The sequence below is a fragment of the Leifsonia sp. YAF41 genome, from assembly GCF_052113185.1.
In the GTDB taxonomy this organism is placed as follows: domain Bacteria; phylum Actinomycetota; class Actinomycetes; order Actinomycetales; family Microbacteriaceae; genus Cryobacterium.
The window spans coordinates 236,865-250,121 of record NZ_JBFRCS010000008.1 but is presented as its reverse complement, the minus strand read 5'-3'; the positions used below and the strand labels follow the sequence as shown (position 1 = coordinate 250,121).

Below are 13,257 nucleotides of genomic sequence, written 5' to 3'. Positions count from 1 at the left end.
CATGAGTCTGTTCGACCCCCGCCAACACAAACTTTCCGGAGGACACCCGTGGCACTTGACGTGCTCACCGACCTGAGCAAGGTCCGCAACATTGGCATCATGGCCCACATTGATGCCGGCAAGACCACCACTACTGAGCGCATCCTGTTCTACACGGGTGTGAACCACAAGATCGGTGAGACGCACGACGGCGCCTCAACGATGGACTGGATGGCACAGGAGCAGGAACGTGGAATTACCATCACGTCCGCTGCGACGACCTGTTTCTGGGGCGCCAACCAGATCAACATCATTGACACCCCCGGCCACGTTGACTTCACCGTCGAGGTGGAGCGTTCGCTCCGCGTTCTCGATGGTGCTGTCGCTGTGTTCGACGGCAAGGAGGGCGTTGAGCCCCAGTCCGAGACCGTCTGGCGTCAGGCCGACAAGTACGACGTTCCCCGCATTTGCTTCGTCAACAAGATGGACAAGCTGGGCGCCGACTTCTACTACACCGTCGACACCATCATCAACCGCCTCGGCGCCAAGCCGCTGGTCATCCAGCTGCCGATCGGCTTCGAGTCGGGCTTCGAAGGGGTCGTTGACCTCGTCGAGATGCGCGCGCTGACCTGGCGTGGAGACTCCAAGGGTGACGTCGAGATGGGCGCCAAGTACGCCATCGAAGAGATCCCGGCCGACCTGGTTGAGAAGGCTGCTGAGTACCGCAAGCTGCTTCTCGAGACCGTCGCCGAGACCGATGACGCGCTCATGGAGAAGTACTTCGGTGGCGAAGAGCTCACCGTTGCTGAGATCAAGGCTGCGATTCGCAAGCTCACGGTCAACAGCGAGATCTACCCGGTTCTCTGTGGTTCAGCGTTCAAGAACCGCGGCGTTCAGCCGATGCTCGATGCAGTTGTCGACTACCTCCCGACGCCGCTTGACGTTCCCGCCATCGAGGCGCACGACGCTCGCGACGAAGAGAAGATCGTCATGCTGCACCCGAAGGCCGACGAGCCTTTCGCAGCTCTCGCGTTCAAGGTTGCCGTTCACCCGTTCTTCGGTCGTCTGACCTACGTTCGCGTGTACTCCGGTCGCCTCGACAGCGGTGCCCAGGTCATCAACTCGACCAAGGGCAAGAAGGAGCGCATCGGCAAGATCTTCCAGATGCACGCCAACAAGGAAAACCCCGTGGATTTCGTGACCGCAGGTCACATCTACGCGGTTATCGGCCTGAAGGACACGACCACGGGTGACACCCTGTGCGACCCGGCCCAGCAGGTTGTTCTTGAGTCGATGACGTTCCCTGAGCCCGTCATCGAGGTCGCGATCGAGCCGAAGACCAAGCAGGACCAGGAAAAGCTGGGCCTTGCTATTCAGAAGCTTGCTGAAGAAGACCCCACTTTCCGTACCGAGCAGAACCAGGAAACTGGTCAGACGGTCATCAAGGGAATGGGTGAACTTCACCTCGACATCCTGGTCGACCGCATGAAGCGTGAGTTCAACGTGGAAGCAAACGTGGGCAAGCCCCAGGTTGCGTACCGCGAGACGATCAAGAAGGCCGTCGAGCGTCACGACTACACGCACAAGAAGCAGACCGGTGGATCGGGTCAGTTCGCAAAGATTCAGATTGCGATCGAGCCCCTCGAGATCACCCCGGACAAGAGCTACGAGTTCGTAAACAAGGTTTCTGGTGGCCGTATCCCGCGGGAGTACATCCCCTCGGTTGATGCTGGTATCCAGGATGCGCTGCACGTCGGCGTACTGGCGGGTTACCCCATGGTCGGCGTTCGGGCACTCTTGCTCGATGGCGCTGCCCACGATGTTGACTCGTCGGAAATGGCGTTCAAGATTGCTGGATCGATGGGCTTCAAGGAAGCCGTTCGTAAGGCACACCCGGTTCTGCTCGAGCCGTTGATGGCCGTTGAGGTGCGTACCCCCATGGAATACATGGGCGACGTTATCGGCGACCTGAACTCGCGCCGTGGCCAGATCCAGGACATGGAGGACGCAAGCGGTGTGAAGGTAATTCGCGCCCACGTTCCGCTGTCGGAGATGTTCGGCTACATCGGTGACCTGAGGTCGAAGACCTCTGGTCGTGCCGTGTACTCGATGACCTTCGAGAGCTACGCGGAGGTCCCGAAGGCTGTTGCCGACGAGATCATCCAGAAGAACAAGGGCGAATAACCCTTCGGGCTCCAGAGCCCAAATCGCTTAGGCCGTTCGGCCCGAGTAACATAAGTACAAATCCAGCGGATTCGCCGCTCGCATTTTGCGAGCGGCGGATCATCCGAGTCCTGAGGAGGACCCACAGTGGCCAAGGCCAAGTTCGAGCGGACCAAGCCGCACGTAAACATCGGAACAATCGGTCACGTTGACCACGGAAAGACCACGCTGACTGCAGCGATCTCCAAGGTCCTGGCCGACACGTACCCGTCCGCAACCAACGTTCAGCGCGACTTCGCGTCGATCGACTCCGCTCCCGAAGAGCGCCAGCGCGGTATCACGATCAACATCTCGCACGTTGAGTACGAGACCCCGAAGCGTCACTACGCTCACGTTGACGCCCCGGGCCACGCTGACTACATCAAGAACATGATCACCGGTGCTGCTCAGATGGACGGCGCGATCCTCGTGGTTGCCGCTACTGACGGCCCGATGGCTCAGACCCGTGAGCACGTTCTGCTCGCCAAGCAGGTCGGCGTTCCGACCCTGCTCGTCGCGCTGAACAAGAGCGACATGGTTGACGACGAAGAGATCCTTGAGCTCGTTGAGCTCGAGGTTCGCGAACTGCTCTCCAGCCAGGGCTTCGATGGCGACAACGCTCCCGTCGTTCAGGTTTCCGGCCTCAAGGCGCTCGAAGGCGACGAGAAGTGGGTTGCCCGCATTCTCGACCTGATGAACGCTGTTGACGACTTCATCCCGGAGCCCGTCCGCGACAAGGACAAGCCGTTCCTGATGCCCGTTGAGGACGTCTTCACGATCACCGGTCGTGGAACTGTTGTCACCGGCCGCGCCGAGCGTGGAACCCTCAAGATCAACTCCGAAGTTGAGATCGTCGGCATCCGCCCGACCGTCAAGACCACGGTCACTGGTATCGAGATGTTCCACAAGCAGCTCGACGAGGCTTGGGCCGGCGAGAACTGTGGTCTGCTGCTTCGTGGCACCAAGCGCGAAGACGTTGAGCGCGGTCAGGTTATCGTCAAGCCGGGTTCGGTTACGCCGCACACCGACTTCGAGGGCACCGCGTACATCCTGTCAAAGGAAGAGGGCGGCCGTCACAACCCGTTCTACGCGAACTACCGTCCGCAGTTCTACTTCCGTACCACCGACGTCACCGGCGTCATCACGCTGCCCGAGGGCACCGAGATGGTTATGCCTGGCGACACCACCGACATGACCGTCGCGCTGATCCAGCCGATCGCCATGGAAGATGGACTCGGCTTCGCTATTCGTGAAGGTGGCCGCACCGTCGGCGCCGGAACCGTTACGAAGATCATCAAGTAGTAACTCTTTCTAGAAAGGGGCCGCACCTTCGGGTGCGGCCCCTTTGTTGTGCCTGCGCGGCGGTCGAGCACCTCGGTGGTCGAGCTTGTCGAGACCCGAGCGATCCGGTGGTCGAGCCTGTCGAGACCCGAGCGACTCGGTGGTCGAGCCTGTCGAGACCCCGTGAGCCGATCTCGCAACCGGCTGCGCAGCTCCCTACAGGGTCACCCCATTCACCGTCTTCGACAGCGCGATGCTGTCTTTCACGCTGCGGGCAACTGTGCAGCTGCGATCGATGGATGCCCGCACGACGGCGAGCAGCTTGGCCAGCTCCTCCTCGCTCAGGCCGTCGAGATCGAGCAGGATCTCCTCGTCGATGGCGAAGTAGCGTTCCTCCTTCTCATCCGACTGCCCGTGCGCCCAGATCTCGGTCTCGTAGTCGTCGCCGAGGCGGCGCGCCAGCACCCGGTCGGAGCTCATACCGGCACACCCGGCCAATGCCAGTTTGAGCAGTTCGCCGGGCGTGATGTGGCCGGCGACATCCGCTGGCCCGATCTGAACGGTGTCACCGCGCTCGGTGCGCCCGAGGTAGGTGCGGGGGCCGGTTCGGGTGGCCGAAACGCTGCCGGCGGCGATGTGCTGACTCTGGGGAAGGGATGACGCTGTCATGCTCCCATTCTGCGGGACAGGGCGTTGTGAGTCACGGATGACTCTCTTGCGGAGGCGACAGGCGCGGACGTAGTTTGGGTGGCCACGGCTGCACCGGCGGCCCGCTCGAGGAGGACATTGTGGGTATTGACGACATCACCAAGAAGGCACAGGAGTTTCTCGGCGACGACAAGGTTCAGGATGCGCTGAAGAGCGAACAGGCCGAAGGAATCAGCGACAAGCTTCTCGATAGTGTCGCGGATGCCGCCAGCAAGCTCACCGGCGGAAAATTCGATGATCAGATCGAAGACGCACGCGACAGCGCCGACAAGTCGGTCGGCACCGACTAAGTCTTCTGGTCGCCGGCCTTGCGCCGGCAACCCAACGGGTTTGGCGCACTGCGGCGCCCCGTCCGTGTGCGGCGTGCGTCGCGCGGGTTGAAAACCGCCACGCGCGTTGAGTTCAGCTAGCGTGACGGCTTTCAACGCGCGCCGCCCCGGGAGGTTTCTCCCCACCTCTCGCTGCGGCATTCTGTGCACCGAAATGGCGTTGCGACCTGGCTGCGCGGCTGCCGACCGGCACGCTGGCCCGATGAAATGGCTCAGATCTCCTTCACCTTTCCCCTTATCGACTACGCTCAACCCTTGGCATGCTGGCGTGAATGCGCGGACCGGAGAACCCACGCAGACCGGAGAACCCACGCGCCGGATAGTCGAAGCGCTGATCTTCTCCACAGACGTCAGCTCGGTATTCGGCCAGGGCCTGAGGCTGAGCCGACTCGTCGACGCGGGGGAGCTCACGCGGCTCAACCGAGGTCAATACATTCGAAGTGCGGAGTGGGCGCACTTCAGCCCTGAGCAGCGCTACCTAGCCAGGGTGCTCGCAGCGGGCCACTCACGAACGACACCGCCCCCGCTGAGTCATCACTCTGCAGCTGCGCTTTGGCAGCTCCCCATGCTTCGATCGTGGCCGAGCGAGGTGCACTTTCTGAGCGAACGTAAGTCGGGCGGGCGGTCATACCCCGGCATCCGCATCCATGCGGTGGGGTTCGACGCACAGGATGTCACGATGCGGGGAGGCGTTCACGTCACGACGATCGCGCGCACGGTCGTCGACTTGGCCGCGTGTCTCGATGCGAAGTCAGCTGTTGCGATCATCGACCGAGCACTCGCCGTCGATCGTTGGAACCGGACGCCGCCGATGACGACAAAGCTGGAGCTTCTCGAGACCTGGCAGCGGATGCTGCCGTTTGCTGGTTCAGCCAGAGCACGTGCGTTTGTGGAGTTCGGAACCGACAAGTCCGGTTCGGTCGGGGAGTCCGGTAGCCGGGTGAACATCGCCTGGAACGGATTTCCGCCGCCGATTCTACAGAAGCGGTTTCTGATCGCCGGAACGGAGTACGACACCGACTTCTACTGGGAAGGGATCGACGGCGTCGGGGAGTGTGATGGAGACGTCAAGTATTTTGACCCGGTGATCTTGGCCGGCAGAACTACTGCTCAGGTCGTGAAGGCAGAGAAGGACCGGGAAGACGCCATTCGGCGGCACGTGCACCAGTTCACCCGTTGGGACTTCGCACTGGGGCAGAACCAGTACCGTTTGCGCGAGCGGCTCATGGAGATTGGTCTTGTCCCTGGGCGACCGCGACTCGTGCTCCCGCTGTCGAGACGCTTCGCTGAGGCGGGCTGATCGGGGTCGACGATCACGCGGCGCGGGTTGAAAACCGCCACGCGCGTTGAGTTCAGCTAGCGTGACGGCTTTCAACGCGCGCGACCGCATTCTGCCGGCCGAGCCGTCACGTTCTGCCCGAATGCGATTGGGGAGGCAACCGGCCCGTGGATGGGCGCCCGATACGCGCGCTGACATCCGTCGCAGTCGCACTGTGAACCAGCCGTGAAGTTCTTGAAGATTGAGAATCGAATGACCGTCTCCAACCCCGGTGGCTGCCGGGGGTGGCACCGGAAACTCCCGCGGAACGACGGGGGAGACCAGACACGCCGAGCGCGACACGCCCGGGTTGCAAATAGACCCATTTCTATGGCAGACTCTTCTAGTTCAACACTTTCGACTGCAGCGCTCAGCGCAGCATCGAGATCACTGCCAGGCAGTGCATAGCCGCTCTTCAGGGAGTCTGGGCTAGGCCGCGGGGAGCAGAACGAAGCTAAAACCAACACACTTCGGCATGGGTAAACCATGTCTGCGGAACGTTGGCATCGGCTTGAGCAGGCCTGTGTTTATTCACTCGGCCCTGTGCAATCCGAAATTGACAGAAGAACAGTGGTGCCACAGCAGTAGTGCTACGACGGCGTCCAATGCAATCCCCGACACATTCGGGGGATGTAAGACGCCTTGACAGAGAGAGAGTCCGACATGGCGGGACAAAAGATCCGCATTCGACTTAAGTCATATGACCACGAGGTCATTGACACCTCGGCGCGCAAGATCGTCGACACCGTCACCCGTGCGGGTGCAACAGTCGTCGGCCCCGTGCCGCTTCCGACCGAGAAGAACGTGGTGTGTGTCATCCGTTCGCCTCACAAGTACAAGGACAGCCGGGAGCACTTTGAAATGCGCACCCACAAGCGTCTGATCGACATCATTGACCCGACGCCGAAGGCTGTCGACTCGCTTATGCGTCTCGACCTCCCGGCCGACGTCAACATCGAGATCAAGCTCTAAGGGGGCCACGGATGTCTTACGCAGATACCAAGACCGCCAAGGGCCTGCTCGGCAAGAAGCTCGGCATGACCCAGGTGTGGGACGAGAACAACAAGCTTGTTCCCGTGACCGTCATCGAAATCGCGCCGAACGTCGTGACCCAGATCCGCAGCACTGCAGTTGACGGCTACAACGCCGTGCAGATCGCTTCCGGCGCTATCGACCCGCGCAAGGTGAACAAGCCCGCCGCAGGTCACTTCGACAAGGCCGGCGTTACGCCGCGCCGTCACCTCACCGAAATCCGTACCGCGGATGCCGCTGACTACAACCTCGGCCAGGAGCTCACCGTTGACGGTGTCTTCGTTGCTGGCACCAAGGTTGACGTCATGGGCACGAGCAAGGGTAAGGGCTTCGCCGGTGTCATGAAGCGTCACAACTTCAAGGGTGTTTCCGCCTCGCACGGTTCACACCGTAACCACCGTAAGCCCGGTTCCATCGGTGCTTCCTCGACCCCGAGCCGTGTCTTCAAGGGCATGCGCATGGCCGGTCGTATGGGTGGAGAGCGCGTTACCGTTCTGAACCTCAAGGTTCACTCGGTTGACGCTGAGAAGGGCCTCCTGCTGGTCAAGGGCGCCGTTCCCGGTGCCAAGGGCCGCCTCGTATTCGTTCGCAACGCAGTGAAGGGAGCGTAGTTCATGGCTACCGCACTCGACATCGTCGACGCCAAGGGCAAGAAGGCCGGCTCCGCTGAGCTGCCCGCCGAACTCTTCGACGTTCAGACCAACATCCCGCTGATCCACCAGGTCGTCGTCGCGCAGCTCGCTGCCGCACGTCAGGGAACGCACAAGACCAAGGGTCGCGGCGAGGTTTCCGGCGCCGGTCGCAAGCCGTTCAAGCAGAAGGGAACCGGTCGCGCTCGTCAGGGCTCGATCCGCGCCCCTCAGATGACCGGTGGTGGCATCGTCCACGGACCGACCCCGCGCAACTACGAGCAGCGCACCCCCAAGAAGATGATTGCTGCAGCTCTTCGTGGCTCGCTGTCCGACCGCGCCCGCGGTGGACGCCTGCACATCGTTGAAGCACTCTTCACGGGTGAGACCCCCAGCACGAAGGTTGCCCTGGAGCTGCTGAACAGCATTGCTTCGAGCAAGCACGTTCTGGTTGTTCTTGAGCGCACCGACGAGCTGACCTTGCGCAGCATCCGTAACGTTCCGACGGTTCACGTTCTTTCGTGGGACCAGCTGAACGCCTACGACGTGCTCGTCAGCGACGACATTGTCTTCACCAAGGGCGCTTTCGAAGCGTTCGTGGCGAGCAAGACCAAGAAGGAAGAGGTGTCCGCATAATGGCTACCGCTATCAACAAGGACCCGCGCGACGTCATCATCGCTCCGGTCGTCTCTGAGAAGAGCTACGGCCTGATCGATCAGGGCAAGTACACCTTCATCGTGGACCCCCGCTCGAACAAGACCGAGATCAAGCTCGCTATCGAGAAGATCTTCAAGGTCGAGGTCGCGTCGATCAACACGCTCAACCGTGTCGGCAAGACCCGCCGTACCAAGTTCGGCATCGGCAAGCGCAAGGACACCAAGCGTGCCATTGTCACGCTGAAGTCCGGTTCCATCGACATCTTCACGGCCGTCGGCTAACGCGGCACGGATTAGAGGGATAACAAATGGCTATTCGTAAGTACAAGCCCACGACCCCTGGTCGTCGCGGTTCATCTGTTGCGGACTTCGCAGAGATCACCCGTTCGACGCCCGAGAAGTCGCTGCTTCGTCCGCTGTCCAAGACCGGTGGTCGTAACAACCAGGGTCGCATCACTACTCGTCACATCGGTGGTGGCCACAAGCGCCAGTACCGCGTGATCGACTTCAAGCGCAACGACAAAGATGGCATCAACGCCAAGGTCGCTCACATCGAGTACGACCCGAACCGTACGGCACGCATCGCGCTGCTGCACTTCGTTGATGGCACCAAGCGTTACATCGTTGCTCCGAACAAGCTGAACCAGGGCGACATCGTCGAGTCGGGACCCGGTGCTGACATCAAGCCCGGTAACAACTTGCCGCTGAAGAACATCCCCACCGGTACGGTCATCCACATGATCGAGCTGCGTCCGGGTGGTGGCGCCAAGATGGCCCGCTCCGCTGGTGCGTCGGTTCGCCTCGTGGCCAAGGATGGCCCCTACGCACAGCTTCGTCTGCCGTCCGGAGAAATCCGTAACGTCGACGCTCGCTGCCGCGCAACCATTGGTGAGGTCGGCAACGCCGAGCAGTCCAACATCAACTGGGGAAAGGCCGGCCGTATGCGTTGGAAGGGCGTTCGCCCGACCGTACGTGGTGTCGCCATGAACCCGGTCGACCACCCGCACGGTGGTGGTGAAGGTAAGACTTCCGGTGGACGTCACCCTGTCTCCCCTTGGGGCCAGAAGGAAGGGCGCACCCGCCACATCAACAAGGAAAGCGACAAGCTCATTGTTCGTCGCCGTACCGTCGGCAAGAAGCGTAAGTAGGAGTAGACGATGCCACGCAGTCTCAAGAAGGGCCCCTTCGTTGATGACCACCTGCTCCGCAAGGTTGTCACGGCGAACGAAGCCAACAACAAGAACGTAATCAAGACCTGGTCACGCCGGTCGATGATCATCCCCGCCATGCTGGGACACACCATCGCCGTGCACGACGGTCGCAAGCACATCCCGGTGTTCGTCACCGAAACCATGGTTGGTCACAAGCTCGGTGAATTCGCGCCGACGCGTACCTTCCGTGGGCACGTGAAGGACGACAAGAAGGGCCGTCGCCGCTAACGCGGTGGCGAAAGGAGGAGAAGAAATGGTGGAGTCGATCGCACGTGTGCGTCACATCCGCGTTACCCCCCAGAAGGCTCGTCGCGTTGTCAACCTGATTCGCGGCAAGCAGGCTATCGAAGCACTGGCCATCCTGAAGTTCGCCCCCCAGGGTGCGAGCGACCCGGTGTACAAGCTGGTGGAGTCGGCCATGGCCAACGCCCGTGTCAAGGCAGATGCCTCGAACAGCTTTCTGGACGAGCAGGACCTGTACGTAAGCAGCGCATTCGTTGATGAGGGTACGACCCTCAAGCGTTTCCAGCCGCGTGCACAGGGCCGCGCATTCCAGATTTTGAAGCGCACGAGCCACATCACGGTTGTGCTCGCCACTCCTGAGGAGGGTACGAAGTAATGGGACAGAAAGTAAACCCCTATGGCTTCCGTCTGGGAATCACCACCGACCACGTGTCGCGTTGGTTCTCCGACAGCACGAAGCCGGGTCAGCGTTACAGCGACTTTGTCGCTGAAGACGTCAAGATCCGTAGCCTGCTGAGCACCAGCCTCGACCGTGCGGGCGTTTCCCGCATCGAAATCGAGCGCACCCGTGACCGCGTCCGCGTTGACATTCACACTGCCCGTCCGGGCATTGTGATCGGTCGTCGTGGCGCCGAGGCCGAGCGCATCCGTGCCGACCTCGAGAAGCTCACGGCCAAGCAGATCCAGCTGAACATCCTCGAGGTCAAGAACCCCGAGGCTGACGCTCAGCTCGTCGCTCAGGGCATCGCAGAGCAGCTCTCCGCTCGTGTGGCATTCCGCCGCGCGATGCGTAAGGGCCTGCAGGGTGCACAGCGCGCCGGTGCCAAGGGTGTTCGTATCCAGGTCTCCGGCCGCCTCGGCGGCGCTGAGATGAGCCGTTCGGAGTTCTACCGCGAAGGCCGTGTGCCGCTGCACACCCTGCGCGCGAACATCGACTACGGCTTCTACGAAGCCAAGACCACCTTCGGCCGCATTGGCGTGAAGGTCTGGATCTACAAGGGCGACATCACCAACAAGGAACTCGCTCGCGAGCAGGCGAACGCAAAGTCGTCGCGCCCCGAGCGTCGTGACGACCGTCCCCGCCGTGCGCCCCGCGCAGAGCAGGCACCGGTTGCAGCAGGAGTTGAGGCATAACCATGTTGATTCCACGCAAGGTAAAGCACCGCAAGCAGCACCACCCGGGCCGTAGCGGCCACGCAACCGGTGGTACCACTGTTTCGTTCGGTGAGTACGGCATCCAGGCGTTGACCCCCGCTTATGTGACCAACCGTCAGATCGAGTCCGCTCGTATCGCCATGACGCGTCACATCAAGCGTGGCGGAAAGGTGTGGATCAACATCTACCCCGACCGTCCGCTCACCAAGAAGCCGGCCGAAACCCGCATGGGTTCCGGTAAGGGTTCTGTTGAATGGTGGGTCGCGAACGTCAAGCCGGGTCGTGTGTTGTTCGAGCTGAGCGGTGTCTCTGAGACCGTTGCTCGCGAAGCACTGACCCGTGCAATTCACAAGCTGCCCCTCAAGGCACGCATCATCAAGCGCGAGGAGGGCGACGCATAATGGCGATCGGATCCAAGGAGCTCGCCCCAGACGAGCTCGACACTTTTGACAATGAGCGACTGCTCGAAGAGCTGAAGAAGGCCAAGGAAGAGCTGTTCAACCTGCGCTTCCAGTCGGCCACCGGCCAGCTCGAGAGCCACGGCCGCCTGCGTGCGGTCAAGCGCGACATCGCTCGCATCTACACGATCATTCGTGAGCGCGAGCTCGGCATTCGTGCCACGCCCGTCGCGGCTCCGGTCGAGGCTCCGGCCAAGGCGGAGAAGAAGACCAAGAAGGCCAAGGCTGAAGCTTCCACTGAGGATGCTGCAGCCGAGGCCGTCGAGACGAAGGAGGCCTAGTCATGGCGAAGTCTGACGAGAAGGTCGTCGCTGCCGAGGCTGAGGCTCTCGTACGCGGTTACCGCAAGACGCTGCGTGGTTACGTGACCAGCGACAAGATGGACAAAACCATCGTCGTCGAGGTCGAAGACCGCGTGAAGCACCCCCTGTACGGCAAGGTCATCCGCCGTACGTCCAAGCTGAAGGCTCACGATGAGGCGAACTCTGCCGGCATCGGCGACCTGGTCCTGATCAGTGAGACCCGTCCGCTCAGCGCTTCCAAGCGCTGGCGCCTGGTCGAGATTCTCGAGAAGGCCAAGTAAGCCTCGCGCTTGCTTGAAAGAAGGAGTTAGAAAGTGCTTCAGCAAGAATCACGACTCAAAGTTGCCGACAACACGGGCGCCAAGGAACTCTTGACCATCCGCGTTCTCGGTGGCTCTGGCCGTCGTTACGCAGGTATCGGTGACATCATCGTCGCCACTGTCAAGGACGCAATCCCCGGCGGCAACGTCAAGAAGGGTGACGTCGTCAAGGCTGTCATCGTTCGCGTCAAGAAGAACACCCGTCGTCCCGACGGTTCGTACATCAAGTTCGATGAGAACGCCGCAGTGATTTTGAAGAACGACGGTGACCCCCGCGGCACCCGTATCTTCGGACCGGTCGGTCGCGAGCTTCGCGACAAGAAGTTCATGAAGATCATCTCGTTGGCACCGGAGGTTATCTAAGTCATGGCCAGAATCAAGAAGGGTGACCTCGTAGAGGTCATCACCGGCCGCACCCAGGCTCGCGGCGGAGACCGTGGCAAGCAGGGTCGCGTGCTCGAAGTGCAGGTTGAGAAGAACCGTGTTCTCGTAGAGGGCATCAACTTCGTCACCAAGCACGTTCGCGTCGGCCAGACCCAGCGCGGCACCAAGACCGGCGGCATCGAGAAGTTCGAAGCCCCGATCCACGTGTCCAACGTTGCGATCGTTGACCCGGAGACCAAGAAGCCGACCAAGGTCGGCGTGCGTATCGAAGAGGTAACGAAGGACGGCGTCACCAAGACGGTCCGCGTTCGTTACGCCAAGAAGTCAGGTAAGGACCTCTGATGACTGACACTGCAGTTGAAGCTGGCGTCGCGCCTGTCGCGGCCCCCCAGCCTCGCTTGAAGAAGAAGTACCAGGAAGAGATTGCCGCTGAGCTCAGCAAGGCACTCGGCTTCACCAACCCGCACCAGATCCCGACGCTCACCAAGATCGTCGTGAACATGGGTGTCGGCGAGGCAGCACGCGACGGCAAGATCATTGATGGCGCCGTTGCCGACCTGGTCAAGATCACGGGTCAGAAGCCGATGATCAACAAGGCACGCAAGTCCATCGCGCAGTTCAAACTGCGTGAAGGACAGCCCATTGGCGCGCACGTCACCCTGCGTGGCGACCGCATGTGGGAGTTCCTTGACCGTCTGCTCAGCCTCGCTCTTCCGCGTATCCGCGACTTCCGCGGACTCTCCGACAAGCAGTTCGATGGCAACGGAAACTACACCTTCGGTCTGACCGAGCAGGTTATGTTCCACGAAATCGACCAGGACCGGATCGACCGTCTTCGCGGTATGGACATCACTGTTGTGACGACCGCCAAGAACGACGAGTCGGGCCGTGCACTGCTCAAGGCTTTGGGCTTCCCGTTCAAGGCTGCGGAGAACGCAGAAAACAAGTAGTCAGTAAAAACAAGTAGGCTTACGTAGTTCTGCTTGGGTTTACCCTGCTTGACCAAAGATTTACCCTCGGGGGCTGGACATCCGTCCAGCCCCTCCACCG

At 61.2% G+C, this 13,257-nt stretch carries 19 protein-coding genes; 18 read left to right on the top strand and 1 reads right to left on the bottom strand.

The annotated features are described in order from the left end of the window. The first annotated feature begins 48 nt into the window (after positions 1–48). Positions 49–2,163, top strand: coding sequence for an elongation factor G (gene fusA, locus AB4Y63_RS10460; protein ID WP_441790969.1), 2,115 nt, complete (start codon positions 49–51; stop codon positions 2,161–2,163). 126 nt (positions 2,164–2,289) lie between these two features. Continuing rightward, the gene (gene tuf, locus AB4Y63_RS10455; RefSeq protein WP_441790968.1) at positions 2,290–3,483 is read left to right on the top strand and encodes an elongation factor Tu; all 1,194 of its coding nucleotides are present in this window, start codon (positions 2,290–2,292) and stop codon (positions 3,481–3,483) included. Positions 3,484–3,678: 195 nt separating this feature from the next. On the opposite strand, the gene AB4Y63_RS10450 is transcribed toward tuf, so the two are convergent. Continuing rightward, positions 3,679–4,131 carry an OsmC family protein gene (locus tag AB4Y63_RS10450; protein WP_441790967.1) on the bottom strand — a complete coding sequence of 151 codons (453 nt, stop codon included), beginning with the start codon at positions 4,129–4,131 and terminating at the stop codon, positions 3,679–3,681. A 119-nt stretch (positions 4,132–4,250) separates the two neighbouring features. Between AB4Y63_RS10450 and AB4Y63_RS10445 the strand changes: the two genes are divergently transcribed. From AB4Y63_RS10445 to rplE, 16 genes are all read left to right on the top strand, one after another. Beyond that, positions 4,251–4,460 carry an Rv0909 family putative TA system antitoxin gene (locus AB4Y63_RS10445; RefSeq protein ID WP_441790966.1) on the top strand — a complete coding sequence of 70 codons (210 nt, stop codon included), beginning with the start codon at positions 4,251–4,253 and terminating at the stop codon, positions 4,458–4,460. A 604-nt stretch (positions 4,461–5,064) separates the two neighbouring features. Beyond that, positions 5,065–5,799 (top strand): hypothetical protein, encoded by a 735-nt coding sequence (locus AB4Y63_RS10440; protein WP_441790965.1) that lies wholly within the window; start codon positions 5,065–5,067, stop codon positions 5,797–5,799. A gap of 681 nt (positions 5,800–6,480) precedes the next feature. After that, complete coding sequence (gene rpsJ, locus AB4Y63_RS10435) at positions 6,481–6,789, top strand: 30S ribosomal protein S10 (protein ID WP_005050520.1); 309 nt, start codon at positions 6,481–6,483, stop codon at positions 6,787–6,789. 11 nt (positions 6,790–6,800) lie between these two features. Continuing rightward, positions 6,801–7,460 (top strand): 50S ribosomal protein L3, encoded by a 660-nt coding sequence (gene rplC / locus AB4Y63_RS10430; RefSeq protein WP_441790964.1) that lies wholly within the window; start codon positions 6,801–6,803, stop codon positions 7,458–7,460. 3 nt (positions 7,461–7,463) lie between these two features. After that, positions 7,464–8,114, top strand: a complete 651-nt coding sequence (rplD, locus tag AB4Y63_RS10425; protein ID WP_441790963.1) for a 50S ribosomal protein L4 — start codon at positions 7,464–7,466, stop codon at positions 8,112–8,114. Then, positions 8,114–8,416, top strand: coding sequence for a 50S ribosomal protein L23 (rplW, locus tag AB4Y63_RS10420; protein ID WP_345069913.1), 303 nt, complete (start codon positions 8,114–8,116; stop codon positions 8,414–8,416). Before rplD ends, rplW begins: the two co-directional genes overlap by 1 nt. A gap of 26 nt (positions 8,417–8,442) precedes the next feature. Then, a complete protein-coding gene (gene rplB, locus AB4Y63_RS10415) occupies positions 8,443–9,282 on the top strand; it encodes a 50S ribosomal protein L2 (RefSeq protein ID WP_179580137.1) in 840 nt (279 codons plus the stop codon). A 9-nt stretch (positions 9,283–9,291) separates the two neighbouring features. After that, entirely contained in the window at positions 9,292–9,573 is a 282-nt protein-coding gene (gene rpsS, locus AB4Y63_RS10410; protein WP_064296700.1) for a 30S ribosomal protein S19, read from the top strand. Between the two features lie 25 nt (positions 9,574–9,598). Further along, positions 9,599–9,964: a 50S ribosomal protein L22 gene (rplV, locus tag AB4Y63_RS10405; RefSeq protein ID WP_345069916.1), complete on the top strand. Its 366-nt coding sequence runs from the start codon at positions 9,599–9,601 to the stop codon at positions 9,962–9,964. Next, positions 9,964–10,722, top strand: coding sequence for a 30S ribosomal protein S3 (rpsC, locus tag AB4Y63_RS10400; protein WP_345069917.1), 759 nt, complete (start codon positions 9,964–9,966; stop codon positions 10,720–10,722). Before rplV ends, rpsC begins: the two co-directional genes overlap by 1 nt. Positions 10,723–10,724: 2 nt before the next feature. Then, positions 10,725–11,144 carry a 50S ribosomal protein L16 gene (gene rplP / locus AB4Y63_RS10395; RefSeq protein ID WP_345069919.1) on the top strand — a complete coding sequence of 140 codons (420 nt, stop codon included), beginning with the start codon at positions 10,725–10,727 and terminating at the stop codon, positions 11,142–11,144. After that, positions 11,144–11,482 (top strand): 50S ribosomal protein L29, encoded by a 339-nt coding sequence (gene rpmC / locus AB4Y63_RS10390; protein WP_345069921.1) that lies wholly within the window; start codon positions 11,144–11,146, stop codon positions 11,480–11,482. Before rplP ends, rpmC begins: the two co-directional genes overlap by 1 nt. A 2-nt stretch (positions 11,483–11,484) precedes the next feature. Continuing rightward, the gene (gene rpsQ, locus AB4Y63_RS10385; RefSeq protein ID WP_179580142.1) at positions 11,485–11,784 is read left to right on the top strand and encodes a 30S ribosomal protein S17; all 300 of its coding nucleotides are present in this window, start codon (positions 11,485–11,487) and stop codon (positions 11,782–11,784) included. Between the two features lie 33 nt (positions 11,785–11,817). Next, positions 11,818–12,186, top strand: a complete 369-nt coding sequence (gene rplN / locus AB4Y63_RS10380; RefSeq protein WP_345069925.1) for a 50S ribosomal protein L14 — start codon at positions 11,818–11,820, stop codon at positions 12,184–12,186. Positions 12,187–12,189: 3 nt separating this feature from the next. Then, positions 12,190–12,549 (top strand): 50S ribosomal protein L24, encoded by a 360-nt coding sequence (gene rplX, locus AB4Y63_RS10375; protein WP_345069926.1) that lies wholly within the window; start codon positions 12,190–12,192, stop codon positions 12,547–12,549. Next, positions 12,549–13,157, top strand: coding sequence for a 50S ribosomal protein L5 (gene rplE / locus AB4Y63_RS10370; RefSeq protein ID WP_441790962.1), 609 nt, complete (start codon positions 12,549–12,551; stop codon positions 13,155–13,157). The genes rplX and rplE overlap by 1 nt, the downstream gene beginning before the upstream one ends. The last annotated feature ends 100 nt before the right edge of the window (positions 13,158–13,257 follow it).